Annotated in this window: 22 protein-coding genes and 1 tRNA gene; 11 read left to right on the top strand and 12 right to left on the bottom strand. The window is 43.6% G+C overall.

Annotated features, from left to right (window positions below; translation table 11 throughout):
• Positions 1-139: 139 nt before the first annotated feature.
• Positions 140-2,596 carry a response regulator gene (locus ACYVRH_RS05620; protein ID WP_461255951.1) on the bottom strand — a complete coding sequence of 819 codons (2,457 nt, stop codon included), beginning with the start codon at positions 2,594-2,596 and terminating at the stop codon, positions 140-142.
• Positions 2,597-2,774: 178 nt separating this feature from the next.
• Here ACYVRH_RS05620 and ACYVRH_RS05615 point away from each other — a divergent pair, with 178 nt between their 5' ends.
• The 7 genes from ACYVRH_RS05615 (at position 2,775) to ACYVRH_RS05585 (ending at position 9,073) form a co-directional block, all read left to right on the top strand.
• Positions 2,775-3,212, top strand: coding sequence for an RrF2 family transcriptional regulator (locus tag ACYVRH_RS05615; RefSeq protein WP_461255950.1), 438 nt, complete (start codon positions 2,775-2,777; stop codon positions 3,210-3,212).
• Between the two features lie 59 nt (positions 3,213-3,271).
• Entirely contained in the window at positions 3,272-3,961 is a 690-nt protein-coding gene (locus tag ACYVRH_RS05610; RefSeq protein WP_461255949.1) for a uracil-DNA glycosylase, read from the top strand.
• A gap of 16 nt (positions 3,962-3,977) precedes the next feature.
• Positions 3,978-5,966, top strand: a complete 1,989-nt coding sequence (gene priA / locus ACYVRH_RS05605) for a replication restart helicase PriA (protein ID WP_461255948.1) — start codon at positions 3,978-3,980, stop codon at positions 5,964-5,966.
• A complete protein-coding gene (locus tag ACYVRH_RS05600) occupies positions 5,963-6,568 on the top strand; it encodes an epoxyqueuosine reductase QueH (RefSeq protein ID WP_461255947.1) in 606 nt (201 codons plus the stop codon). The genes priA and ACYVRH_RS05600 overlap by 4 nt, the downstream gene beginning before the upstream one ends.
• Entirely contained in the window at positions 6,561-7,319 is a 759-nt protein-coding gene (locus tag ACYVRH_RS05595) for a tRNA threonylcarbamoyladenosine dehydratase (RefSeq protein WP_461255946.1), read from the top strand. The genes ACYVRH_RS05600 and ACYVRH_RS05595 overlap by 8 nt, the downstream gene beginning before the upstream one ends.
• Entirely contained in the window at positions 7,316-8,059 is a 744-nt protein-coding gene (locus ACYVRH_RS05590) for a tRNA 2-thiocytidine biosynthesis TtcA family protein (protein WP_461255945.1), read from the top strand. Before ACYVRH_RS05595 ends, ACYVRH_RS05590 begins: the two co-directional genes overlap by 4 nt.
• Positions 8,060-8,269: 210 nt before the next feature.
• Positions 8,270-9,073, top strand: coding sequence for a zinc ribbon domain-containing protein (locus ACYVRH_RS05585; protein ID WP_461255944.1), 804 nt, complete (start codon positions 8,270-8,272; stop codon positions 9,071-9,073).
• A 182-nt stretch (positions 9,074-9,255) separates the two neighbouring features.
• Here the strand turns inward: ACYVRH_RS05585 and ACYVRH_RS05580 are convergent, their stop codons facing one another.
• Complete coding sequence (locus ACYVRH_RS05580) at positions 9,256-9,462, bottom strand: hypothetical protein (protein WP_461255943.1); 207 nt, start codon at positions 9,460-9,462, stop codon at positions 9,256-9,258.
• A gap of 148 nt (positions 9,463-9,610) precedes the next feature.
• Entirely contained in the window at positions 9,611-11,719 is a 2,109-nt protein-coding gene (locus ACYVRH_RS05575) for a formylglycine-generating enzyme family protein (RefSeq protein WP_461255942.1), read from the bottom strand.
• 267 nt (positions 11,720-11,986) lie between these two features.
• Between ACYVRH_RS05575 and ACYVRH_RS05570 the strand changes: the two genes are divergently transcribed.
• Positions 11,987-13,174 carry a hypothetical protein gene (locus ACYVRH_RS05570; protein WP_461255941.1) on the top strand — a complete coding sequence of 396 codons (1,188 nt, stop codon included), beginning with the start codon at positions 11,987-11,989 and terminating at the stop codon, positions 13,172-13,174.
• 188 nt (positions 13,175-13,362) lie between these two features.
• On the opposite strand, the gene ACYVRH_RS05565 is transcribed toward ACYVRH_RS05570, so the two are convergent.
• From ACYVRH_RS05565 to ACYVRH_RS05545, 5 genes are read right to left on the bottom strand one after another with little or no spacing between them, the layout of a single operon-like run.
• Positions 13,363-14,568 carry an aspartate aminotransferase family protein gene (locus ACYVRH_RS05565; RefSeq protein ID WP_461255940.1) on the bottom strand — a complete coding sequence of 402 codons (1,206 nt, stop codon included), beginning with the start codon at positions 14,566-14,568 and terminating at the stop codon, positions 13,363-13,365.
• 59 nt (positions 14,569-14,627) lie between these two features.
• The gene (locus ACYVRH_RS05560; protein ID WP_461255939.1) at positions 14,628-15,485 is read right to left on the bottom strand and encodes a tetratricopeptide repeat protein; all 858 of its coding nucleotides are present in this window, start codon (positions 15,483-15,485) and stop codon (positions 14,628-14,630) included.
• Positions 15,486-15,503: 18 nt separating this feature from the next.
• On the bottom strand, positions 15,504-16,454 hold the full coding sequence (locus tag ACYVRH_RS05555; RefSeq protein ID WP_461255938.1) for an MlaD family protein: 951 nt from the start codon (positions 16,452-16,454) through the stop codon (positions 15,504-15,506).
• Complete coding sequence (locus ACYVRH_RS05550) at positions 16,451-17,188, bottom strand: ATP-binding cassette domain-containing protein (RefSeq protein WP_461255937.1); 738 nt, start codon at positions 17,186-17,188, stop codon at positions 16,451-16,453. The genes ACYVRH_RS05555 and ACYVRH_RS05550 overlap by 4 nt, the downstream gene beginning before the upstream one ends.
• Complete coding sequence (locus ACYVRH_RS05545; protein ID WP_461255936.1) at positions 17,188-17,958, bottom strand: ABC transporter permease; 771 nt, start codon at positions 17,956-17,958, stop codon at positions 17,188-17,190. Before ACYVRH_RS05545 ends, ACYVRH_RS05550 begins: the two co-directional genes overlap by 1 nt.
• A gap of 118 nt (positions 17,959-18,076) precedes the next feature.
• On the opposite strand from ACYVRH_RS05545, the gene ACYVRH_RS05540 reads away from it, so the two are divergent.
• Complete coding sequence (locus ACYVRH_RS05540) at positions 18,077-18,688, top strand: AMMECR1 domain-containing protein (protein WP_461255935.1); 612 nt, start codon at positions 18,077-18,079, stop codon at positions 18,686-18,688.
• A 120-nt stretch (positions 18,689-18,808) separates the two neighbouring features.
• On the opposite strand, the gene amrB is transcribed toward ACYVRH_RS05540, so the two are convergent.
• Both amrB and ACYVRH_RS05530 read right to left on the bottom strand, forming a co-directional pair.
• Entirely contained in the window at positions 18,809-19,690 is an 882-nt protein-coding gene (amrB, locus tag ACYVRH_RS05535; protein WP_461255934.1) for an AmmeMemoRadiSam system protein B, read from the bottom strand.
• Between the two features lie 3 nt (positions 19,691-19,693).
• Complete coding sequence (locus tag ACYVRH_RS05530) at positions 19,694-22,402, bottom strand: DUF3160 domain-containing protein (RefSeq protein ID WP_461255933.1); 2,709 nt, start codon at positions 22,400-22,402, stop codon at positions 19,694-19,696.
• A gap of 107 nt (positions 22,403-22,509) precedes the next feature.
• On the opposite strand from ACYVRH_RS05530, the gene ACYVRH_RS05525 reads away from it, so the two are divergent.
• Positions 22,510-22,583 (top strand) — tRNA-Ile (locus tag ACYVRH_RS05525).
• Complete coding sequence (locus ACYVRH_RS05520; RefSeq protein WP_461255932.1) at positions 22,584-23,651, top strand: metallophosphoesterase family protein; 1,068 nt, start codon at positions 22,584-22,586, stop codon at positions 23,649-23,651. It begins immediately after the preceding tRNA gene.
• Positions 23,652-23,790: 139 nt separating this feature from the next.
• Here ACYVRH_RS05520 and ACYVRH_RS05515 read toward each other — a convergent pair whose 3' ends face one another.
• A complete protein-coding gene (locus ACYVRH_RS05515; RefSeq protein WP_461255931.1) occupies positions 23,791-24,972 on the bottom strand; it encodes a formylglycine-generating enzyme family protein in 1,182 nt (393 codons plus the stop codon).
• A 99-nt stretch (positions 24,973-25,071) separates the two neighbouring features.
• On the bottom strand, positions 25,072-25,407 hold the full coding sequence (locus ACYVRH_RS05510) for a hypothetical protein (RefSeq protein WP_461255930.1): 336 nt from the start codon (positions 25,405-25,407) through the stop codon (positions 25,072-25,074).
• Positions 25,408-25,595: the final 188 nt, after the last annotated feature.

Below are 25,595 nucleotides of genomic sequence, written 5' to 3'. Positions count from 1 at the left end.
CTCTTCATTCTTTGTGCCGGTCTCTCAGACCATTCACTAGCGCGAACTGTAGCCTTCCCCTGTCGATTCCTCTTCTTCAGGTTATATCATATTTCCCTTGTTTTCTTTTTATCATTCCTTTGTGTGAGGTCTTGGGGATTTATTTAAGAGTATTCAAATATACGCGTAATTTGTCTAAAACTTCGTCAAAATCCAGGGGTTTGCCTATATGACCGTCCATTCCGGCGGCAAGGCATTTTTCAACATCTTCTTTGAATACGTTGGCTGTCATGGCAATTATTGGGACGGTTTTGGCTTGTGGAACATCTATGGCGCGAATGAGCCTAGTCGCGTCATAGCCGTCCATCTCGGGCATTTGTATGTCCATGAAAATCATGTCGTACTTATTTGGGGCTTCTGTGAACATATTTACCGCTTCTAAGCCGTTTTCGGCGCAGTCTATCTCTAACTGTGTCGGTTCAAGCAAGGCTTGCACAATTTCACGGTTAATTTCCACGTCCTCAACAAGCAGTATGCGCTTATCGGCAAAGATGCCGGCAATGTCGGAGGCCTTCGCTTTTTCCGCCTGCCGCTCGTCCACGCCCAGACATTCATTAATCATTTCCGCAATGGTGGAAGGAAACAGCGGTTTTGAAAGAAATTTATCAACGCCGGCCGCTTTTGCTTCTGTGGCAACAGAACTCCATTCGGCGGCGGAAATCATTATTACAATTGCGTTTTTTGTAACACGCGACCTTATTTCACGGACAAGCTGTATGCCGTCCATAACCGGCATTTTCCAGTCTATGAAATAGATATTGTAACCGCTTTTCTGATCTATAAGTTTAAGCGCTTCTTCCCCGCTTATTGCCGTATCGCACATTATTTCGAAACCTTGAGCTATGTCACTAAAATAAGCCAATACGTCAGGGTCATCGTCAACTGTCAGGATACGGACATTTTTCAAATTTACATCAGAAGACAAAAACCTGTGTTTTTCATTATCGCTGCGCTTTAACTGAATGGTAAAGAAAAAAGTAGAGCCTTTTCCAATTTCCGATTCAACCCAAATACTGCCGCCCATCAGTTCCACAATGCTTTTGGAAATAGCCAGTCCCAGCCCCGTGCCGCCGTATTTGCGCGTTGTGCTTGATTCAGCCTGTTCAAAGGATTTGAAAAGTTTTGCCTTTTGTTCGGGGCTTATGCCGATTCCGGTGTCGCTTACCGAAATTTGCAAAGTGCAGAGGTCGCTTCCTTTTCCCGCAAGGCGCACGGCAAGCGTGATAGTCCCGTTTTCGGGGGTAAACTTAACTGCGTTCCCCAAGAGGTTTGTAATCACCTGCGCTATCCTTTGATCATCGCCTATGAGTATGCGGGGAATGGAACGGTCGATATGCACTGAAAATTTTTGATGTTTTTCGTCTATGCGGAAGTTGACGACATTCACTACCCGCCTCAGCGTTTTCTCAAGATCAAATTCAGACTCGGAAAGTTCAAATTTATTGGCTTCTATTTTTGACATGTCCAGAATATCGTTAATAACGCCAAGCAGATGGTTGGAAGCGTCTTCTATTTTAGAAAAACAGTAATCTTTGCGAATGAAGTCTGAAGCGGACTTCCCTATCGTGGTCATGCCGATAATCGCGTTCATAGGCGTGCGTATTTCGTGGCTCATGTTGGCAAGGAACGCGCTCTTATGCCTGCTCTCTTTATCAGATTTATTTCTCGCCGCGTCAACATTAATCAGAATGATAATCAACACCGCCGCAAGCGCGATGCCCAATAAACCGAGTATCAACGCCATATTATACGCATATTTATAATAAACTTCAGTCGGAGTCATAAGGCCTAAACTCCAGCCGTTACTAAGCTTTCTAAAAAACCCGACGACTGGGGCGCCATTCCATGTGTTAAATTGTATTCCTGAAACATAGCCGTTCTTTATCAAAGGATCAACTACAATTGAAATGGGGATTTTAGGGTCGTACATTTTCATTCCGATAAAATCAGGGTTTGGGTGGCCAATCAATGTAAAATCCTGGCTTGCCAATACTCCGTAGCTTTCGTCTTTGGAGAAATCTGTAAAAGCGACTCTTTCCCCTATATGATCCGCGCGCACGTCAATAGCGACAACGCCTAAACGATTCCCATCGTTGTCAAAAAGACAGCGGGAGTATGAAAAAATAATTTCGCCTGTCACAGTGTCTCTATACGGATCAGTTTGCGCAATGTCGCCGTCCGCCTCAATGGCGGCTTTGTACCAGGGGCGCTCCGGCGGATTCCAACCGTCCGGCGGCTGCCAGCCAATACCGTTAAAAAAGAACGGGCCTTCAGGAGATTTTTCTATATAGCCGAAAGGGCCGTTAGTGCTGAAAGTTTCATTGTTTTTTGAGAGCAAATGACTTGATATATCCGTATTAAAGGCGGTCAGTTTTGCGGAATTATCCCCGCGCCGGGCTAAACTCTGTATGGATTGCGCAAAATCATCGAGTATCGTTTGTGATTCCAACAGATCAGCGTAAATTTGGGACTCAACATAATCAAGCACGCTTTCAACATGGCGTACCAGATTGATCCGCACAATTCTGCTGGTAAAGATGTAGCTTAAAACAACCATTAATAAAAACGCAAAAAAAGTAAACAAAAGTTGCACATACAGTGGGCGTTTTGAAAAAAAATTCGATATTGAAATATGCATCACTAACCTCACATCTGTATAATAATATAGACTTGTTCTTTATTTTATGCAACTTTAAACCTTGAAAACATAGTAAATCTATGGTATATTAGGGAGTATGAAAATATCTACAAAGGGGCGGTACTCGCTCAATATGTTGTTAGATTTGGCTGAGCATAAAAACGACGGTTTTATTTCCTTAAAGGATATTTCACTCAGGCAGGGTATTTCTAAGAAGTACCTTGAACAGATTGTTACCCTGCTGAGCCGTCCTGATATTTTACGAACCAACCGCGGCAATAAAGGCGGGTATATGCTTGCGAAAGATCCGGACAAGTACACGGTAGGACAAATTTTAAGGATTACCGAAGGGGGACTGTTCCCTGTTTCCTGCCTGGCGGATAGTCCAAATAAATGTGAGAAAAAGGCATACTGCAAAACATTATCCGTATGGCAGGGACTTGAAAAAGCGATAAACAAATATCTTGACAGCATTACACTTCAGAATATTTTAAACGACTACAAAGACGCCGGAGTGGATGAGTATTACATTTAATTCCGTAAGAGTTCACACCAAGATCACTAAGGTTATAAGATCACAAAGGAACTTTAATAATGACTAAGGATGAAAAACAAAGAATAGCCAATTTTCTTGATATAACTTCCGAGCATCTCTCCTCTGGCTATCAAACTGCCGTAAGAGAGTATCAATTTAGCGATGATGTGCCAAGTGAACAAGTTGATAATGCGGATACTATTGATAAAATCGCGCAGGAAATCAGGGCTTGCAGGAATTGCCAGCTTTGGGAGAAAAGGACAAACGCGGCGCCGGGAGAAGGGGTTTTACAGCCGCTTGTGCTGGTAATTGGCGAAGGGCCGGGTGAAGATGAAGACAGGCAGGGGCGGCCTTTTGTCGGAAGAGCCGGGCAGCTTTTGGATAAAATGCTGGATGCTATCGGTCTTTCGCGCAGGACAAATTGTTTTATAGCCAATGTGGTAAAATGCCGTCCGCCTTTTAACCGCGATCCTTATCCTGAGGAAACAGCCGCGTGCGCGAGTTATCTTGAAAGGCAAATCGCATTATTAAAACCAAAATTCATTCTTGTTGTGGGAAGAATCGCGGCGCAGTCGCTGCTGCAAACAACTGAGTCAATAGGAAAGATTCGCGGGAAGTTTTATGAAATTTCCATGGGAGGCATGAAGATTCCGCTCATTGCCACATACCATCCCGCCGCGCTTTTGCGTAACGAAGAGTATAAACGTCCGGCGTGGGAAGATTTAAAACTTCTTCATTCAAAATTTTAATTAACGGGGCAGATTATTGGCAGCTTTTCTTGATTTAGTATTTGACATTCCTTTGGATAACAGTTTCACCTATCATATTGACGATAAAAGTGAGGCGGCTATAGGGAAGCGGACGATGGTTCCATTCGGTAAAAGGGACTGCCTGGGGTACGTCATCGGGGAGCGAGAAAAACCGCCGGAAGGCGTTAAAGAAGAAGCGGTAAAAAAAATCAGACGCGTGGTTGACGGCGAGCCATTATTTGGCGAGAGAGAAATAGAAATTGCCAAATGGATAGCGGGATTTTATATTTGCGGCACTGGACAGGCGATTTCTTCGATGATTCCGTCTGGAAGAAGGGAGAAAGTCCCTACCCTGCCCTCTGGAGATGATGAATTTTCCCCCTCACTTTCAATATCCGATGAACAAGCGACTGCTTTAAACGCGATAACTTCTCCCGTACAAAATTCAACTTCCAATCTGCCGCCGATGTTCTACCTTTACGGCGTTACGGGATCAGGCAAAACTGAAGTGTTTCTTAGAGCGGCGCAATTTATGCTGAACGCCGGAAAATCAGTTATCTATCTTGTACCTGAAATATCGCTAACTCATCAAACGGCGCGGATGATTGGAAACCGTTTCGGCTCTCTTGCCGCCACATTACATTCGGGAATGACTCCCTCTGCCCGTCTTTCAGAATGGATCAGAATTAAAAACGGTAAAGCGCCGATTGTCGTAGGGCCGCGAAGCGCAGTTTTCGCTCCCGTGCCTAATCTTGGGCTTATCATAATCGATGAAGAACACGACGGCTCATATAAATCGGGTAACACGCCCCGTTATCACGCGCGGCAAATCGCGCTCCACCGCTGTTCAAAAGAGGGGGCGCGTCTTGTTATGGGATCGGCGACCCCTTCCGCTGAGGCGTGGAAACTTATGAATGAAGGCGGCATAAAAAGGCTTGACCTCTCCCGCCGTCTTTCAGGCGGAGGAATGCCCGAGATAAAAGCCGTAAGCCTTGCCAAAACCGAAGGCTGTCTTACAAAGGAATTAAAAGATGAAATCAGCCTTACCGCTCAAATGGGAAGGCAGACTATCCTGTTTATGAACCGCAGAGGCTTCGCTCATTTTTACAAATGCCCCGAATGCGGCTGGGAACTTGTCTGCAAGCGCTGCTCCGTATCGCTTACATGGCATAAAAACCGCAACCGCTGCATATGCCACTACTGCGGTTACAGTACTTCGCCGCCCACAGTCTGCCCCGAATGCGGCTGTGTGGAAGCAGGCTATCGCGGTTTCGGCACGGAAATGATCGAAGAAGAAGTACGTAGAACTTTCCCCGACTTGCGCCTTCGCCGTGTTGACGCGGACACCGCCTCAAAAAAAAGCGGCGGCGGACTTGAAGAAACGCTTAAATTATTCAAAAAAGGAGAAATCGACATTTTGCTTGGAACGCAAATGGTCGCTAAAGGATTAAACTTTCCCGGAGTACGACTTGTCGGCGTAGTGTTTGCCGACACGGGGCTTCACCTGCCAGACTTTCGCGCAGCGGAAAGAACCTTCTCTCTTATTGTTCAAGTCGCTGGTCGAGCCGGCAGATATTTTCCAGACAGCAAAGTAATTGTTCAAACGCTGCGAACCGACGACCCTGTAATTACAAAGTCGTGCATATTGGACGTAACTGGCTTTTTTAACGCCGAGTTAAAACACCGCCGCTCCCTTGGCTTTCCCCCCTACTCAAGACTTATTCGTTTTACTGTCCGCGCCAAAGAGGAAGCAAAAGCTAACTCGGCCATTAACAGACTTGCGGGTATAGCCGAAAAATTACTTCCCAAAGACGCCGACATGCTCGGTCCCGCCGAATGTCCAATCGGCATTATAAATAACAATTACAGGCGGCAGTTAATTCTTCGCAGCCCTTCCATTGGCGCGATTCACTCCATGGCGAGGGATGTCGTATCCATTTATGAAAAAGGCAAAGAAAGCAAAGCCTACCTAGAAATTGATGTTGATCCTTTGAGTATGTTATGATTATTAAAGATATGAAACTTCTTCTTCACTGCTGTTGCGCTCCTTGTTCAGTCTCCTGCGTCGGCAGTCTTCGCGCTGAAAAAATAGAGCCGCATTTGTTCTGGTACAACCCGAATATCCACCCGTACACGGAATATAAATCGCGCAGAGACTGCTTGAATGAATTTGCCAAAAGCGAAAATATGGCGCTTACCTCGATTGACGCATACGGGTTAAGGGAATTTTTATTTGATGTTTATTCGCAGACTGACGGTAATTCAAACTCACATCCGCAGAGGTGTAAAAAATGTTACCGCATGCGTCTTGAAAAAACGGCATCCTTCGCGGCGCGAGAGGGATTTTCCGCCTTTAGCTCAACTCTGTTAATAAGCCCGTATCAGGATCATGAGGAGATAAAGCGGGCCGGCGAAGAGGCGGCGGAAAAATACGGAGTTGATTTTTTATATAGGGATTTCCGCCCGCTCTTCCGCGAAGGGCAGTCAAAAGCCCGCACCGCCGGGTTTTATATGCAAAAATACTGCGGGTGCGTGTTTAGCGAGGAAGAGAGATATTTGGCTAATGAGGATGCTCGAAAAAGTAATAAGGAAAGCGCGAATGATTAATCCAATCTTTGAAAGACTTGTCTTACTAACCGGGAAAGAAAGTCTTGAAAAACTTAACAATACTCGCGCTCTTGTTTTTGGAGCGGGCGGCGTGGGAAGTTGGGCGGTTGAGGCGCTTGTACGTTCAGGGATAGGGAAGCTCGGCATTATCGATAATGACTTTGTTTGCGCCTCAAATGTGAACCGTCAGGTGGAGGCGACTTCTTTAACTTTAGGACAGCCGAAAGCGTCATCGTTAAAAAAGCGGCTTTTAGAAATTAATCCCGAATGTGAGATTACGGCTTGGGACGAAATTTTTTGCCGTGAAACAGCGGGAAACTTTTGTATTGAAAAATCGGATTATGTGATAGACGCCATTGACAGTTTGAACCACAAACTCGATTTAATCGAACTTGTTTATAACGCTAATGTTACTCTCTTTTCTTCGATGGGTATGGCTCTTAAAACAGACCCTTCGAAGATAAAGGCGGCATCGATATGGAAAACAGGCAATTGCCCTTTGGCTCGGCTTGTACGACAAGGTTTAAGGAAGCGAGGATTTTCCGGCGATTTTACGGCAGTGTACAGCGCTGAAACGCCAATGCACAATGAGACGGACGAAGAGCAATTTGTAAACGCCGGCGGGAATACTCCTTATCAGGGGCGAAAAAAAGTAAACGGCAGTATTGTAACTGTAACGGCAAGCGCGGGGTTGTTGCTGGCAAGTTTGGTAATTAACAGCGTACTTGAAAAAAAAGCGGGTAACGCATGAGCAGGTTTTTCAGAAAAACAAACGCAAGCGAAATCGTAAAAAAACTGGTTGTAAAAACAGTTTGCGAACGTTCCCTTATTAACGAAGGCGACCGCGTATTAATCGCCGTTTCGGGCGGGAAAGATTCTAGCGTATTGTCTTGGGCGCTTTCGCAAATAAAACCGGCGTTAAAAATAAATTATGAGTTAGCCGGTTTGCACATAAGCACCGACTTTTGCGCCTGTTGCAAAAAATCTTTACTTTGCAAAAAACTGGAAGAATGGGGAATCCCGTTTACCGATTTATTTGTCCCTGTCATTGGCAGGTTGAAAGAAGGCGAGAAAATGAACTGTTACTGGTGTTCAACTCAAAGACGGACGGAACTGTTAAAATTCGCCGTAGAAAACGGCTTTAACAAAATAGCGTTGGGTCATCATCTTGACGATATTATCGAAACTTTTTTTATGAACCTCTGTTCAAAGGGCGAATTGCTTGCCATGCCTATTATCTTAAAATACCGAAAATATCCCGTAAGCCTTATCCGCCCGCTTGCCCTTCTTGAAGAAAAGCAAATTATTTCCTGCGCCGGAGAGCAGGACATTTTAAAAAACGCCTGTACCTGCCCCTACGGGCAAAATTCAAAACGCAGAGATATGCGGGACAAAATAGCGAATTTTGTCGGGAAAGAAGCCGGCGACGTCAAACTGCGCATACTGAAAGCCCTTGGAGAGGGCAAGATAGATTATCTAAGCGACGATTAATTCAAAAGAATTCTACCACGAACCACACGAACAGGGAGCGAACCAAGAAAGCGGAGAGTTTACTATAAATATACGCTTAGTAGATAGTTGAAAGGATCATGGGGTTGGTTCGTGTGGTTCGTGGTAAAATTCCTAGTATAAATTCAGTAAAAATAATCCTTGCAAGTACGGGTAATCGTGGTATAATTATATTTAAATAAGGAGTAAAAAATGGAAGAAGAATTGAAATGCAAAAATTGCGATAAACCCTTAAAGCCTAATTGGGTTTTTTGCCCGTACTGCAAGCAGCCGGTTAAAGTGGAGCCTAAAAAATGCAAAAAATGCGGCGAGGAACTTGACGATGATATGGTAATATGCCCAGTCTGCGGGGAACCCGCTGACGATGCGTCTTCCAAGAAACCGGCTAAAAAAAAACCCGCAGTTAAAAAACCATTAACGCTACCTGAAGAAAAAAGCGATGTCCCATTCCGTAATCTGTTTGACGCTTACAAGCAGGGGAAACTTCCGTTTGCCCAAGGGTATATAGTTTCTTCATTTTTCAGCGAAACATCCTACTATTCAATTTATGAAATTGTGTCTTATGCCGGCATAAAAGAAATCTTTATGACGGAAACAGGCTTGCAATTTATTACAGGCGGAAAAAAATTATATATTTTGGTTGAACCTGACACATATCAGGTAAAATTTCAAGAACCTGTTTCAAGAGCGGACGGCGAGAGAATTCCAAAACGCTTTAATGAATTAGAAATTATCACCGCGAGAAATCAAACAAAGATAATGATAGCAAAAGAGCCTAACGAAAGTTTTGGTTCTTTTACAATTCTTACCCCCACAGGGAGCAATTTTGCGGTAGTGTTTTATCAATCACCGAATATTTATAAGGTACTTGCCGAATTTTTCACAGAATCCCTTAACAGGCAAAGAAGAGTTCCTGAGCATGACGCAAGGGGGGCGGCAAATAAAATTACGGAAATTCTTATGAAACACATGAGCTTTGAAGGGGAGTATAAGTAGAAGTTCGAAAAGAGACAGTTGGAGAAAATTTCTCACTAAGATCACGAAGGGACAAAGAACACAAAGAATACTGAAAAGCAGAATACTTTATTGTGTCTGGTGTTTTCTCATATATCTTAAAAGAAAAAATACCGTAAAACAAAGTACAGCGATAATAATTGAAACAACAAATTGAAAAATCATTAATTTCCTCCCCGTATAATCCAATTTCTAACAATATCGGCAGCATTGAGAATACCCAACACGCCTGCAATTAACACAAGTGTTTCAAGTACCTTTGTAAATTTATTCTCAGGTCTTGGTATAACATCCAGAATCTTTTGAATGATCTCGTTTTGTTTTTCAAGTGTCTGGTTTATGTTTTCTAAATTTTTAACGACATTATCCATATAATATTTAAAGCATATAATTGATACTATTAATTGTCAATAGGCAGGTAGTAATTAGTTATTAGTGGTTAGTATTTAGAATTTCGCTTAGTCTACCCTCTGTCTGTCTCTATCCACTACATACTACCCACTACCCACTTAATCCCAACTAGTTGCGGACAAGCCGGAAGCCAAGATTGTCGAACCGGGCGATCGGGCCTATGTTTTTCCGGAACGCGGAACGCAGATTCCCGGCTGGAGAGTACAAGGTCCCGCCGCGCACCACGCGGTAAACCCCCAAGGACGCGCCCATAGGATCGGTCTGCGACCCGCTTGAATAATTTCCATACCAGTCCCAACACCACTCATATACGTTCCCGTGCATATCGAACAATCCCCATGCGTTAGCGGGTTTTTGTCCTACAGGATGAGTCTTACCACCGCTGTTCGTATCGTACCAACCGGTGTTATCGTTTATGACCGCTCCGGTGTTATATGCGGTTGTCGTCCCCGCCCTGCAGGCGTATTCCCATTCCGCTTCCGTAGGCAGACGGTAACCGTTAGCCCCTCGGTTCCATGTTACTTTACTACCATTTCTTACATATGCGGGAGTTAACCCTTCATTCTGGCTCTTCTTGTTGCAGTAATCTATCGCTTCAAACCAGTTTACCCATTCCACAGGCAGATTATCCCCTTTAAAATTACTGGGATTTGTCCCCATCACTTCCTTATATTCCTTCTGCGTTACTTCGTATCTTCCAATGCTAAAACTGCTCACCGTTACCTGATGTTGAGTTTCAGATATACCAATTGTATACCCATGTTCATTGGAGGGGCTGCCCATTGTGAAGGTTCCGCCTTGTATGCGTATCATGTTGGCGTTAGCATAAAACCATTCATTTTCAGTTAAAATTTGCAGAACGCCGTTTCGCGCCGCCGTTTCGGCGGGCGTTCCGTTTACGCTCGCAATCCGCACGGTCAGATTGTCGGTTACGTCATTTACGTTGACCTTGGAAAAATTCAATGTTTTTCGTTCGTCAGCGGAAATCTGAACCCGCATGGCGTTTCCGGGTAACGGAACGGGAATCTCGTAACTGCCGCCAGTTTGAAAAGTTTCTTTGCCAATAACCTTATTATTGCCGTTTACCAGTTCGACGATAATAGAAAAATTTTGAACCTGTTTCCCAAAAGGTTTATTATTGAACGCGCCCTGTTGCGGCCATTTGTCCAACCCCCAAACCGCCTTCCTCCCGGTCGCGTTCAACCCGTCCTGTACCGCCTGTACAGATTTTTGTACCGATTGCAATGTCGGTTCTATCGACAACGCCCAAGACAGCGAAGGTTGCAGAATAGTTTGTATCCCGCTCAGATTCATTGTTTCGTTCTTGTAATCAATCTCCCCTATCTGTTTAATGTCGCTATGGTAAAAAAGGCTATAAGGCATCGGCGTAAGGGTTTTGAAAAAATTATCAAAAAAACTGTTATACCACTTTTCCGTCTCCGCAAGCCTTTCCATCCAATTCTTGCGCCACAGGACGTCGTTACGCGCGTCATCGCCGATGCTGCCGCTGGAAATGTTGGCGGCAAGCACCGAAGACCTGTTTACCGCTTCCAGCAAACTTGGATCAAACGCCGCCGCCTGGAAATAATAGCTTAACGCCGCCACCTCCGTTCCCTGCTTTTGGGCGGTAATGCCCTGCGCAAGCGCGGTTTGCGCGTTCACGGCCTGCGTGGAGCTTGCGGTGTTCAATTCTTTTTTCGCTAAATCGGTCAGGCGCACGCCCATTTGGGTCAGCAGTTCCAGAGACGCTTTTTTTATGGCGGTGTGATCGTCAAGCTGGGCGACGGTGCAGGCGTCCGAATACGAGGCCGTCGTTTTGGCGCCGGGAGTGGTGTCGGTTACATTGATCTGCATGTTATAGCCGGAAGAAGTCTTTATTAATTTTCCTGTCATTATATGGCTGGTTTGGGCGACATGACCCAACCGGACAATATCAAGATTATCTGTATAAGTTGGATCAAGAGTTTCCGCGATAACCTTGTCCAGCGAGACGCGGTCAAGCACGGAAATGCCAGAATATTTTGATATGTTGCTGACAAGAACGCCCTGAACCATCGCGGACAAATACGCCAAATCATTTGAAAGCCCCTGGCTTTCAGGAACCAGAATCGCAAGGCTCATGCCTTTGCCGCCGTTTCCCGTAAAGTACTGTGATTGCGCATGGCAGGGAATAGACAAGCATATCAACAACGACAAAATTACAAAATGTTTCTTCATTATATTATCCTACCCCACCCATTGTGGTTATTTTACGCTTTTTGGCAGATTTTGTCTATAATTATTTTTTTAAGAAAAATTTCTACCACGAACCACAAGAAACAATACGAACAACGACAAGATATAAACAAAAAGTTCGTGGTGTTCGTGTGGTTCGTGGTAAAAAAAAATAAAAAAAAATCTAAAAACGGTCAAGCAAAATGGCACTTTCACGCCATATATAGGTGTCGCGTATGCGATATCAAAATCTATTTTAAGGAGATTAAAATGAAACAAGTTTTTAGTTTGGTAATGATTTTATCATTACTGTTGGCAATCTGCGGATGCTCCAATGAAATTCCCATTCAGCAGGAGCCGGAATTGGAATTGGAAGTCCCGGAAAAACCGGACATCAATCAGAAGGAGCCGGGTAAAAACAAGCCTGATTTCTCTTACGAAGAAGAATCAGATGATACTGATCAGGAGGATGTCGATCAGGAGGAGGCTGATGATGACGACATTGATTATTCGGGTACCGATCAGGAAGAGACGGATAATAGTGAATCTGATTTAACGGAAACTGAACCTGCGGAATTTGAAGACTTTAATTTGTTTTCCAAAAAAGAAATACGCTTTAATTTTACGACAACGGTTAAAAATGTTTTCTGTACATTTACCCCGCATCAGGAAATTGAGCGCGTTCAGGACGGAAAACCCGTAAAAGTTTTTCTAAAAGAAAACCTTGAATTGCAAACGGAATTTTTAATTGAACTTAATGTAAAAGATAATCTGGATAATTCGTTGTCTGTCGAAGTTCCCCTATTTGTTAATGACTGGATTCCAAAAATAGAAATAAATGAATTACGAACGGAATATTCAAAGTCGGCTTCACGGGCGGAATATATTGAATTTAAAGTTAAATCAGCGGGGAATTTGGACGGATTGAAACTTTACATTATGTGGGACGCTAAAAAACCATATTTTTATGATTTTCCAGCCATTGACGTAAAATCAGGTGAATATGTTACGCTACATCTGCGTACTTTGGAAGACGATTGCGTTAATGAATTGGGAGAAGACCTGTCTGAATCCGCAGGTACTGATTCCAACCCCACCGCGCGTGATTTATGGGTTTATGGTACTGAAAAATTGCTGCATAAAACAGATATTGTGTATTTGCAGGACGCAAATGGCGAGATTCTTGACGCGGTAATTTTAAATGAAACGCCAGATGAAACATGGAGCAAGAATAGGGCGCATTTCGCGGGAATTATAGAAGACCTGTATAACAAAGGAGCATGGAAATCTGCAGATGGCCAACTGCCTTCACCTTTTGACGCTGTTGACACTTCAACAATAAAATCATCCGCGACTAAAAGCGTCAGCAGATACGAAGGCAAAGAAAATACTCACACCGCGAATGATTGGTATGTAACCGATACCGGAAAAGCGTCGCCGGGATTGCCGAATAAGTAAGGGGAGTGAGCAATGAGCAGTGATCAGTGAGCAGTGGGGTTTTTGTCCGTAATCTTATAGTAAAGCTCAAGCTCAGTCTTAGGACAAAAACCCCCTGCTCTCTTTGTTCGCTTCTTGTTCGTGTGGTTCGTGGTAAAATTAAAATTTCTTGGACGGCCTCAGGCGTTTCGTGTGTGAAGTCTTTCGAATCAACTAACCGCGAGTAATTCGTTCATTATTTCAATGCCTTGCTCAAGTTCGCTATCTGTTATCGTGTACGGAGGCAGTAAGCGCAAAGTGTTTGTTCCTGCGGACAGCAGTAAAAGGCCGTTTTGCTGTTTAGCGAAATCGGCTCTCGCTATTCCCGCTTTTAAAAATATCCATGAACTGCTTTCAATATCAAGCCCTAACATCATTCCCCTGCCCCGTACTTCTTTAATCTTTGGGTTCTGTTTAAGCGCGTTCATAAGTATTTCGCCCTTTCTGGTTATTTCAGAAAGAAAGCCTGGATCGTTTACCGTCTTTAACACTACAATCCCCGCCGCCGCGGCAATGGGATTGCCGCCAAACGTGCTGCCGTGATCGCCCTCTTCAAATACGGCATAAGTTTTTTCCCCGGCTAATACGGCGCCTGCGGGAATTCCGCCCGCAAGGCCTTTCGCGAGCGTTACAATATCGGCTTTAATGGGATTGCCGTTTTTGTCCTTGTACTGTTCAAGCGCAAGGAAGGTTCCAGTCCTTCCAAGCCCGCACTGGATTTCGTCAAACATCAGAAGTATGTCCCTCTGCGCGCATAAATCGACGGCGGCGGCGATAAATTCTTGCGACTGCGGCACTATGCCGTTCTCACCCTGTACCGCTTCAATTAAAAGCCCCGCTACGGTGTTTTTATCCAGCGTTTTTTCAAGCGCTTCAATATCGCCGCACGGTATATGGATAAAACCTTCCGTAAAGGGGCCAAAGTCCTTGTGGAATTTTTCCTGCCCGGTCGCTGATAAAGTCGTAATAGTCCTTCCGTGAAAACTCCCTTTTAAAGTTACAATCGTATGCCTTCCCGGCCCGTATTTTACAAGCGAGTATTTTCTCGCGAGCTTGCACGCGCCTTCGTTAGCTTCCGCTCCCGAATTGCAAAGAAAAACTTTTTTCATTCCCGCGGGAGCCGTCGCTTGCACAAGTTTCTCGGCGAAAGCCGCGCTTGTATCGCATTGAAAATAATTGCACACATGAAAACATTTTCCCGCCTGCTCAGTAACAGCCCGTACAAGCGGCGGATAATTATGGCCTAGAATGTTTACGGCTATTCCCGAACTTAAATCCAGATATTTTTTTCCGTCTATATCAAAAAGCCATGAACCTTCGCCCCTTGCGAAAGTTACAGGCAGCCTGTGATATGTATTCATAAATACGCTATTCATTTATTTCTCCAACATTTTGTAAAGTATTAATTTTATAGAACATCTAAAAACTTCAGTTTTTAGAAGTTCCCTTTCATTCGATTGTCAATATCGGCAACTTCATCTTCTTTACCCATTGCCTTAAAAATTGCCCTCGATCTTTTGTACGCTTCCAATGCATCTTCATTTTTCCCCATTTTACGGTAAATATCGCCAATTGCCCTCCAATTAGCGGCAAGACCGAAAGAATTTTCAATACGACGGTCAAGTTTTATAGCCGTTTCCAAAGCCTGCAACGCTCCATTTGAATTTCCCGCCAGAGAACGTATTGACGCAATAGTATACCAGTCATAGGAAGCATTTTCAAGAGCCTTTTCTTTTTCATGAATATCCAAACTTTTCTTTATTGATTCTTCCGCTTCATTGTATGAGCCTGAAGCTCTTTGCGCAAGTCCTTTTGTCTGCCAGGAATACGCTATAAAAAGATTATTTTTAATATTTACAATTTCCTTGCTCACTTCGTCTATTACGGATTGAGGCGCAGTCTTTTGCGAAAGAAGATTTCCCCTCGCTTTAAAAATCTTTGCCACGGATAAAAGTTCTTTGTTTCCCGATTTTTGGGCTTCCGCAATAGCATTGTCCCACTGCGCGTAAGCTTCATTTGTTTTTCCTAAAGACAATAAAACATTTCCGTAAGACAGGCAAACCCTGATTATCAACGATGAATCATCCGTAAGAATCGCCATGCGTTTATATTCAATTAAAAAATTCTCCGCATTAATAAAATTGCCCTGTCCCACTTCCCTATTGGCGGACTCCAATCCTATTTCCACGGATTTGCGTAATATATTAATATCTCCGGTACTTTTTGGCGCCGTTGAACATGATACCAACCCAAAAATTATTGATAAAATTAAAATGTTGATGACTTTATTCATCCCTGTTTCCCCCGCAAATTAAAACTTTTGATTTCTCGGACTCGCTCCGGCAGGGCCGGTTTCTTTATTTTCAGGTATGCCGCCTTTTAAAATAGGATTATTGGCTATTGACGTTAATATATCCTGAACTTGTTTAAGCAATATGTTGAGTTCATTTACCGCAGTGGCAATCTGAGGAAGCTGTGTTGGAACAAACGCGCTTGTTTTGTTGAGGTTCTCAATTATGCCGGCAAGCGAATTGATGGCTTCATATAACGGCCCTTTCCCGTCAAGTATGCCCATAACGGCGCCTGTCGGGTCGGAAAGTTTATCCGTAACATCTTTAAGATTGGCTAACAGAGGATTTAGCTGATCAGAAATATCTTTGGGTAATGTTTTAAGGTCTGTGGTAATGCCTTCCACATTGCTGACAATCTGTTTAAGAGCTGGCTCTCCATTAGAGCCTGCAAGCGCGAGGTTTACAGTTTCAAGTATAGAATTAACCTGATTCACAATATTACCTATGCTGTCGTTTGATTTTGGAATATCAGCTAACCCATCTGATATGTACTTTTTTGCCTCCGGGGAGTTTACTGTCGGAATAACGCTTCCTTCTGGAAGCTGTTCTTTGCCTTTGCCGGGATAAAAATTAAATGAACTTCCCAGTCCTATCGGGCTTTCCATTCTTTCAACTATAGAGCCTTCGGTAACCCTGTACGTATATTCTTCAAAAATGGAAAAAACAATTTCCACGCGATCATCGGCGGAAAGTGAAAGTTTTTTAACGTGGCCTATGGTAAAACCTTTGTGCTGAACCGCCATATTAGGGCTTATTCCCGAAGCGGACGCAAAATAAGCCTTATAGTTGCTGTCATGTTCGAACCAGCGCTGGTTTTTACCTAACATAAAAATTACAAAAATCAAAATCGCAAGCGCGAGTAAGACAAGAGTGCCTACAATTTGATCCGCAAATCTTATTGAAAATTTCATGCCGTTATCCCCATCTTTTCAAAATCGTTAAGCGATAAATCGTCTATTATTTGATCTTTCGGCGTATTCATCGCCACTTTACCATCAGCAATTACTATTACAAAATCGGCTAAATCTTTAATTACCCTCATATCATGGCTTACAAATAAAATCGTGGCGTTTTCATTTTGTTTTTTTCTTACAAGCATGACAAGCCTGTTAGCTGAACTTTCATCCATTGATTCTGTCCATTCATCCAAAAACAGGAGGGACGGATTGCATAACATCGCGCGCGCATAGGCTATTAATTTTTGCTCGCCCATAGAAAGTTTTGAAGGACGGACAGCCATGTCTTTCCTGTAACCAACTTCCGCAGTTACTTCATTAATGCGATCCTTACGCTGTTGTTTAGTCATCTTTGGATAATGTATCTTAAGCGGAAGCTCCATTATCTGAAACAGGTCCATATTTGCCCAAAGCGCTGAATCCTGAAAAACAAAAGCCCCTTCTCTGCGGAATTCCAGGTTTTCGCTTCGGTTCATCAGCGCGATATTTTGCCCTTTATACAAAACTTCCCCGTGACTCGGCTGAAGAAGCCCTGCGGAAAGTTTTAACACGGTGCTTTTTCCGCCGCCTGACGGCCCTACAATAGCGGTAGTTTTTCCGGGCTGATATTTAATGGAAACGCCCTGAATTATCTTCCTGCCGTCATGGTCAGAGAAATGTATATTGTCTAATTCAATAATATTTTCCATTACCCTAACGCGACATAATATAAAGCTGAAATAATAACGTCTACCACTATACAGAGCGCAAAAGCGCCACCGACAGCGCGTAAACCCGCAACCGGAACTTCGGTACTTGCCCTTTCAACCGAAAAACCTTCAATTACAGCGTAAATAGAGATTATCGTTCCAAAGACAATACTCTTTATTATCGAAACAATCACGTCATAAATGCTCAAATGTTGCAATAAACTTGTAAAATAGTAATCCATAGGGGTTGAACTGAACAACTGTGTGACAATATAGGAACCCGCAAGCCCAAAAACAGAAAAATAAATGTTCATCAGCACAAGCGAAATAGTAACGCCCAAAAATCGGGGAACCGCCAAATGTTCAATAGGGTCTATTCCAACGGAAATATATGCCTCAACTTCGTGTGAAATGACCATTCCAGCTATTTCCGTGGCGATAGCGGTCGCAGAACGGGCGATAACTATAAAAGCCGTTAAAAGAGGGCCTAATTCCCTTGTAATAATTATAATTAATAGCGAATAAATAAGCTGCTGCTGGTTTATCATAGTGAGAAAAGGCACTCCTATAATATTAACAGCCGCGCCGATTGCCAGGGCCAGCAGGGTTGTAATTCCCAACGCGTATACGAATGTAAAGAGAATCTGCATGATAAGAACTTTAAATGAAGCCTGTGAATGACGGATAAAATAACCGGCCCCTTTGAGGGTTTTCGCAAAAAAACCCAATCTATATAATGTTTTTTTAATAGGCGCAACAGGGTTCCACATATTTCAATTATAATCAATATTGATAAACAATGAAAGTAATTCGTGTTTTTTTCCCAAAATCGCTATATACTATTCTTCCATGAACAAATGTGGTTTATTTTTTTTTATAGCATTAATTTTGCTCATTTCCTGCAGCCCATCCAATAAAGAAATACAAATAAATGCAAAACTCTGTGAATCCTATGATACGGACAGGCTGAAAGAGATTCTCCAATCTGCCAGAGAGAGTATTTTCCACGTTTGGAATGACGGGCAAATGCCTGTTTTGCCTCCGCTCGGCGCAAACGACGGCTTGGCAGTCCGTCTTATTGTTAAAGGAAAAGACCGAGGTTGTCTCGCATGGTATAAAAATTCAGGTGATATGAACCTCTTCGCCGCATTCTGCGCCGCACAGGCTCTAAGAGACCCCCGTTATGAGCCACTTCGCCCCGAAGAGGCTGGGGATACATTAGTAGAACTGCTTATCTTTGGCGAATGGAAAGATATGCCCACGCCTGAAGACTTTATTCCCGGCAGCCACAATCTTTGGCTGGCAGACGGTACTGAAAACACAATCCTTCAGGCATCGCTTGCCGCGCAAAGACACTACACAAAAAAAGACTTTCTGGAAAAAATCTGCATAAAAGCCGGTTTGGATAAAAACGCATGGAAAGAAAATAAAAACTTGGTATGGCGAAGAAGCGCGGCAATTTGGATTATAGAACCGTTAGCAATGAGCAGTGAGCAATGAGCAATGAGCAATGAGCAATTTCGTTGTTTGTGAGCGCAGCTTCTTACAAACCGCTATGCTTGCTAACTTTGCTAATTGCTCATTGCTAATTGTTAATTGCTAATTGTTAATTGCTCATTGCTAATTATCCCCGAAATAGGCAAAAAAATAACTGGTAATGTCATGCTCCCACTCATTGGAGATTTCCCATGAGTTGGTGTGGTAGAGTATGAAAGATTCAAGATTGGTTTTTCCAAGACGGTCAAGAACGAAAATTCCTGGCCTGTTATCGCAGCCGACCGTAAACCAAGAATTAGCCGCAGGATTTTCTAAATACCGTAACGAATAGCTGTCTCTTTTTTCCGTCAGTTCCAAATTGCCGTGATGTGAAAAGTCGGTCGATATTAATAAAAAATTTTCACGCTTTCCCTTTTTGTCAAAAAAACTTTCCAGAGCGTCCGCAAGCTTTGTACTCTTTGGAACATTCACCGGAGGTTCGCCATTGTAGGCAATAACAACTGCCAACGCTTTTGGAAAATATTTTTTAATATACGGCATTAATGTTGACGCTCCGTGCTCAACCTCGAATACCCTTCTGTCCAAGCCGACTTTCAGCGATTCCTCCAGCTTGCGGACGCTTTTCTTGTCCGAGTGAACAAAGCCAAAACCGCTTGCCCATGAACCGTTGGTTAATGAGTACGGCTCCGTTGAAAGCCCCCAATGAGACGGGCATAGGATATAAAAACAGCGCACCTTCCTCATTTTCGCAAGACGCGAAAACCATGAATCAATATAATCATGGGCAAGAAGGTGATGGCTTACAATGCCCGCCCATGGAAAAAATTCCGGCGGTGGAATTTCACATGGCGGAGGATTAACCGGCTCTCCATATTCCCTTTCCTTTAGAGAATGCCATGTATGGTACAGAGGCGCTTCTTTGACTGCGCTGGATTCCCTATCATTCCTGTTACAAGAAAAAGAAAAAACAAGAAAAATAAGAATAATTACGCGCTTAACCAACAAATTTTATTTCGCCGGTTTAACTTTTCCCTGCATCCATGAGGGAAGGTACTTTTTCATGTCAGGATTCGCGCCGTACACCACGGCTTTCCATTGATCGTTATTAAGCCTATTCGACATGGACTGGGTGAATTCGTAATAACTGAAACCGTAACCAATCGCTATCCGCTTTCCGCCTTGTTTGTCATTCAGCGGGATATAAAGGCGGTACGGGATACCCACCGCAGTTTCCAAAACTAACATGGATTCCGCATTGGTAAATACATCTGCCACCAGCGCCATACGCAACGAATCCGTATTTTCTATATATCCGCTTCCGCCTGACAGGGCTATCACAAGACGGGACAGATTGCCGGGAATAGTTTCGATCCATGCAAGATCAACCGCTGGCACATCTTGGTCATCAGCTTCCAGTCTGGAAATTTCCGCAGCCTTTACAAATAAAGAATGTAAGCTTGCCAAAACTTGGGCTGCCTCACCGTCAAGAAAATCGTATTTTTCCAGTATCTTATACAACTTTTGAATCCCTATAGCGGAAGTAATCCAGAACGGAACATTAGGCTCAATATAATGGACAGGCTCAGGAAGAGGTTTAGTCCTGAAAGTCGGCTCCCAGTCGCCGCCGCCCGCGTTTTCAGCGTAACTTTGTTTTGCATAAAGAATCGTATCATGCCTTAGTTCCGCCCATGTTCCATGCGCCGAATTCATCGCCTTTAAATTCCAACCGGGTTTTTCCGTAAAATAAAAACCCGCTCCGTTTTCAAAAAGCGCCAGAGTTCTTACCTGATACAATATATTTGTATAATATGTCGAAAACCAATAATCGTCTTTTAAATTCGTCATATTTTGTTGTAACGAATTTAATGTTTTTTCCAATCCGTCGTACTTTGAATAATCGCTTCTTAAAAGCTGATCTGCTGTTTTTGATCCAAAGACTTTCATAATATCAAGCCCGCTGACCATGTTACGGCCAATAAGCCGTGGCGGGGAGGCAAAATGATGTATTTCACTGTCCATGGTATAACGCTGGCCGAACAGCCGCCATCCTATCGGAGCAAGGCGGTCTTCAGGGGCACTCCCGCCGTCATAAACGCCCTTAAATAAGGAAGAGCCTGAAATCGCCGGAGCGTGAAGTTCTTTATAATCTTTTGAAATAAAAGTTTCAAGTTTCGCGGAATCATTGTACCACTGCATAAAATTCGCACCCTTGATTTTGTTCCAAAGAGGCGCGAGTTCATAAAAACTAATATCATCAGACGCGCCTATAATTTCCGTAATGGGATCAAAAAGGGACTGCCAGAGCTTTTTTATTTCAGGGGAATTTTCCGTTATGTCGGTAATAAAAAGAGCCACGGGAGCGAGTTTTTTCGCGGCTTCTTTCGCGTCGCCGGTATCGCCGCCAAGGTTAAAATTAATTCTGCCGAACCACATAAGGGCGCGGAAGTACGCGCCAAGCACTCCGTTTTTTGTATAGTGTCCCCTTACTTTGTATTGGGAATAATCTTCTTTCACGCCGGGGAAAACGGCCGATTGTCCAAATCCCGAAGCGTTATTCATTTGTGCAATATCGTTGACTACCTGCTGCGGATAATTACTAAGGACCTTAGCCGCGTCAACATCTTTGTACACAATGGTTTTCCCATAATCATTCTTCACCATTTTTTGGGGGGCCAAAGCCAGCAGGGCTTGCGCCGTCTGAAAATAAAGCATACTTGTATTGTACACAGCGTCAGGGATTTGCCCCTTTTTCTGCTTAATGATTTCAATATATTTATTTATCACTGTAACCAGTTGGGGGAAAAAAATTTCTTCCTCACAATACTGAAGGAGCTTGTCAAACACAAGGTGGTTCGCATGGGCGGCCAAATCGGTTGTAATAAAAACTGGAGTAAACATGCCTCTTTCCATGTAAAGGCTAATCATATCGTCCGGCTTTTCAACGCTTAATTGATATTCCGACTGTTTTACTTCCTGAAAGGCAAGACCGTTTGTTTCCAGCTCTTTTTGAATATCCGTTTTTATAGCGTCGTATCCGGTAACTGGATAAAAAGCGTTGAAATATCCGTTGTCTTTATAAAGGAGGGCGTTCATCCTGTTATCTTCGTTGGAAGTGCCAATACCGTACAGATCCGATCCGAATACAATGCCCTGTTTTCCCTGCCACGTCGTCTTGTAAAAATAGTTATAATTGTCTTCTAACTTATACAAATCATTATATTCCGAATTTTTACACACAAATTTGTCTCCAAGCTGGATAATGGTCGCAAATGGAATATTTTCACCCTTGGGTAATTTTCCTAAATCTTCCATTAAAGAAATACTTGTTACAGGATAAAAAAGACAAAGATCGCTTCCCACAACCGCAGTATTACCGCTGGGAACGCCTCCATCGGGGAGATTTTTAAACGCCACCGCGTCGCCCAGATATTTGCTATGCGCGGTTGTACTGAACGGCAGACTTAAAGGTTTCTCCTCTATCGGAGCAATTTTATTCAGTACCTGCGTCCGTTCAAATTTGTATGGGGTCAAGTCAGCATCATCAGAATTATTTGAAGAGCCGTCATCATAAGATAAATCCGAAGTTACTGATACGCTTTCGGACTCCTGCGTATCGGAAGATTTTTCCGTTTTTTTACAAGCCGTATACGTCAGGCCTATACAAATAATAGAAAAAAACAATACATAAAAAAATTTAAGCCTTTTTGGAATTTTCATTTTTCTGTCTCCTTTGCGTATTTAAATAGTATCTTCCCTTTAGTGAAAAAAAGCAAGAAAACACACTCTTGACATTTTTTTCATATTTTTATAAAAAAGAAAGACGGGGGCCATTAGCTCAGTTGGTTAGAGCAGGAGACTCATAATCTCTTGGTCCGAGGTTCAAGTCCTTGATGGCCCAATGCCCGATAGACTGTTTATTAACCGCCTGTCCAATGACGAAATAGAGGAAAGTTCCATTCTGGATATTTCTAACGGCGGAAAAGTATTGATTATCAGTGACTTGCACATGGGAGCGGGTACAAGGGACGATCTTTACCATAATGGGGAAATGCTCACATGCATTCTGGAAGAGTATTATTTTAAAAACGGCTGGTTCTTGGTACTTAACGGCGATATTGAAGAACTGCAACGTTATTCACTTGATGAAATAAGGGAAAATTGGGCGGGGCTTTACAGGGTATTTAACCTTTTCGACCGTGAAAAAAGGCTCTACAAAATCATAGGCAACCACGATGATAAACTCTTAATTTTACGAAACACATCCTATCCGTACCACATCCATAATGTAATAAAAATAGAAACCGGAATTATTCCGGCTTATGTGTACCACGGTCATCAGTTGTCCTCGTTTTATGTCAAATTTAACTGGCTATTGGGATTGTTCGTCCGTTTTTTCCTAAAGCCTTTTGGCATTAGGAATATTACTGACTCCAGAAGCCCTTTTAAGCGTTTTCAAATAGAAAAAATGGCATACGCTTTTTCATTAAAAAATAACTGCCTGTCAATAATCGGGCATACCCACCGCGCCCTCTTTGAATCATTGGGGCGTTTTGACTACATAAAATTTGAAATTGAAAGACTCTGCTACGACTATCCCTCCTCCTCGGGAGAAGACCGCAACCGCATAGAAAACGAAGTTACCGCCCTGCGTAAAGAATTAAGCAAATTAAAACAAAAAGAACGCAGAGACGTTCTGCGCCAAAGCCTCTACGGAGACGAACTTCCCGTTCCATGCCTGTTTAACTCCGGCTGCGCCGTTGGCAAAAAAGGTTTGACAGCCATAGAAATGACAAACAAAGACATCTCCCTTGTGTACTGGTTCACCGAAGGAAAAAGCAAAAAATTCGTTACGCGCGGTGATTACGACATTGAAAATATCCCCTCAAGACCGTATCACAAGGCCGTTTTAAATTACAACAAGCTGGATTATGTTTTTACCCGCATTAAATTACTAGGCAACCGGTGATTAGTTGATAAAAGAAACGTCCGCTTTCCCCGCAACGCAAGCTCAATGCCCACGCCTCCGCTCCCTTTCAGGTCGCTACGGCTTGGGCATTTCGCTAAGATAAAAAGCCGTAGGCTTTTTATCACGTTGCGGGCAGAACTCAGGGGCGCACCAGCCGGAAGCCGAGGGCGTGGTACCTGCTGCTGGGGTAGTAGTAGTACCGAGAACTGGAACGAACGCTCTCCGCCGAATTGTGCCAACTCCCGCCGCGCTCCACACGGAGATTCCCCGAGGACGCGCCCAAAGGATCGGTCTGCGCCCCGCTCGAATAACTTACATAATAGTCCCAGCACCACTCCCATACGTTCCCGCTCATGTCGTACAATCCCAAACCATTGGGAACTTTCTTCCCTACTTCATGGGTTTTACTACTGCTGTTATCACCGTACCACGCCACATCGCCTGCAGTGTCGCTCCCCGAATACGTGTAATTCCCCGGCGAGCCGTTCCCGCCTTTTGCCGCATATTCCCACTGCGCCTCAGTTGGCAACCGATAACCGTTGGAACCGGCTACTATTTGTACAGCGTCCCATGTCGAGTTATTATTACTGGTAGGCACGCTCCCCCAGTTTGCAGGATCAGTACTCCCCGATATTCTATACGCCGGGCTTAACTCTTCCATCATGCTCAACTTATTGCAGAATACTAGCGCATTATACCAGCTTACATTTTCCACAGGCCGCTTGCCCTGTTCTTCCCCGGACGCGGGTGAAGATGTAAAGTAACTAGGATTGCTCCCCATCACCGCCGTCCACTGCTCCTGCGTTACCTCATACTTCCCCATCTGAAAACCGCTCAGCGTTACCGTATGTACAGGTTGTTCAGTGTTGTCGTCATTACTTCCCATCTGGAAACTGCCGCCGGGTATTTGTACCATATCAATTTCAAGAAACGCCGGAAACACCGCCGTAATAATACTGGAATTGGCGGCATTATTAACCGATGTTGCCCCCTCAAGCGTGAAAAAGTTAGCCGCTACCCCTTGCAAGGTGTAACCTTGTTTCGGCGTTAATGTAATGGTTGCCGTATACTGCGCGGCGGTAAATCTTTCATGATTTGGCGACCATGTTACTGTTCCGCTATATTGCCCATTTTCGGTAATAGTTGAAACAGGAGCGTTTCCATAAACGACGTTAACGCCCTGTATGGCAGATATATTAATTGTATCAATATGATGAGTCTCAGTCTCTTTGCAAGCCGTCAATGTTAAAACTAACATTGTCATAATCGTAACAATAATGGCTATTTTATTAATAAATTGCCATTTTATTGTTTTTTTCATAATTCACTCCTTATTATGATATAAAAAGCCGGTATGCGCCCATACGGACACACCCTACGTTTTTTAAACCTGTACCGAAAACCGGTACGTTTGCGCCTACTATAACTGATCGCGGATTATGCCAAGAGGGTTTGGCGTAGACGTAAATTGCGCGCCTGATGCGCCTTTAGCTCCACTGCTTCCACCAGATGCAAGACCTGATGAACCACGCCATATTGAACCGCCGTTTCCGCCTGAGCTTCTAAGGGCATAAACTATTCCAGTTAAATTATTGGCTATACTGTTAGCGTCTATTGCCACGCCGCCGTTTCCACCTTTCCCGCCGCTGGTTGCTTTCACAGATATTCCCAGATCTCCACCGCGTCCGCCGGAACCGCCGTCTCCGCCTGTTAATATGATGTTTCTGTCGCCTGTAATGGTAATGCTATCAGCCATTATTGCCGCGCCACCATTGATAAACCAATTATCGCTGTTATTGCGATAATCACCATCCTTTCTGCAAATTGTCGTTTTTTTGTGTTTTTCATAACACCCTCCTTAATTTTATATAAAAAGCCGTTGTTCCCGCACATGTGGAAACTTGGCGTTTTTATGAAAAAATGAGTATTTAAACTGTTTAAAAG

It is taken from the genome of Treponema sp. R80B11-R83G3 (assembly GCF_054786115.1).
The sequence above is the reverse complement of the archived record's forward strand: the minus strand, read 5'-3'. Positions and strand labels throughout refer to the sequence as shown.

Bases quoted from the DNA above. Each gene is read 5' to 3' on its own strand.
- ACYVRH_RS05620 (WP_461255951.1), bottom strand. From the start codon at position 2,596: ATGGTTGTTTTAAGCTACATCTTTACCAGCAGAATTGTGCGGATCAAT.
- ACYVRH_RS05615 (WP_461255950.1), top strand. From the start codon at position 2,775: ATGAAAATATCTACAAAGGGGCGGTACTCGCTCAATATGTTGTTAGAT.
- ACYVRH_RS05610 (WP_461255949.1), top strand. From the start codon at position 3,272: ATGACTAAGGATGAAAAACAAAGAATAGCCAATTTTCTTGATATAACT.
- ACYVRH_RS05600 (WP_461255947.1), top strand. From the start codon at position 5,963: ATGATTATTAAAGATATGAAACTTCTTCTTCACTGCTGTTGCGCTCCT.
- ACYVRH_RS05595 (WP_461255946.1), top strand. From the start codon at position 6,561: ATGATTAATCCAATCTTTGAAAGACTTGTCTTACTAACCGGGAAAGAA.
- ACYVRH_RS05590 (WP_461255945.1), top strand. From the start codon at position 7,316: ATGAGCAGGTTTTTCAGAAAAACAAACGCAAGCGAAATCGTAAAAAAA.
- ACYVRH_RS05585 (WP_461255944.1), top strand. From the start codon at position 8,270: ATGGAAGAAGAATTGAAATGCAAAAATTGCGATAAACCCTTAAAGCCT.
- ACYVRH_RS05580 (WP_461255943.1), bottom strand. From the start codon at position 9,462: ATGGATAATGTCGTTAAAAATTTAGAAAACATAAACCAGACACTTGAA.
- ACYVRH_RS05575 (WP_461255942.1), bottom strand. From the start codon at position 11,719: ATGAAGAAACATTTTGTAATTTTGTCGTTGTTGATATGCTTGTCTATT.
- ACYVRH_RS05570 (WP_461255941.1), top strand. From the start codon at position 11,987: ATGAAACAAGTTTTTAGTTTGGTAATGATTTTATCATTACTGTTGGCA.
- ACYVRH_RS05565 (WP_461255940.1), bottom strand. From the start codon at position 14,568: ATGAATAGCGTATTTATGAATACATATCACAGGCTGCCTGTAACTTTC.
- ACYVRH_RS05560 (WP_461255939.1), bottom strand. From the start codon at position 15,485: ATGAATAAAGTCATCAACATTTTAATTTTATCAATAATTTTTGGGTTG.
- ACYVRH_RS05555 (WP_461255938.1), bottom strand. From the start codon at position 16,454: ATGAAATTTTCAATAAGATTTGCGGATCAAATTGTAGGCACTCTTGTC.
- ACYVRH_RS05550 (WP_461255937.1), bottom strand. From the start codon at position 17,188: ATGGAAAATATTATTGAATTAGACAATATACATTTCTCTGACCATGAC.
- ACYVRH_RS05545 (WP_461255936.1), bottom strand. From the start codon at position 17,958: ATGTGGAACCCTGTTGCGCCTATTAAAAAAACATTATATAGATTGGGT.
- ACYVRH_RS05530 (WP_461255933.1), bottom strand. From the start codon at position 22,402: ATGAAAATTCCAAAAAGGCTTAAATTTTTTTATGTATTGTTTTTTTCT.
- ACYVRH_RS05520 (WP_461255932.1), top strand. From the start codon at position 22,584: ATGCCCGATAGACTGTTTATTAACCGCCTGTCCAATGACGAAATAGAG.
- ACYVRH_RS05515 (WP_461255931.1), bottom strand. From the start codon at position 24,972: ATGAAAAAAACAATAAAATGGCAATTTATTAATAAAATAGCCATTATT.
- ACYVRH_RS05510 (WP_461255930.1), bottom strand. From the start codon at position 25,407: ATGGCTGATAGCATTACCATTACAGGCGACAGAAACATCATATTAACA.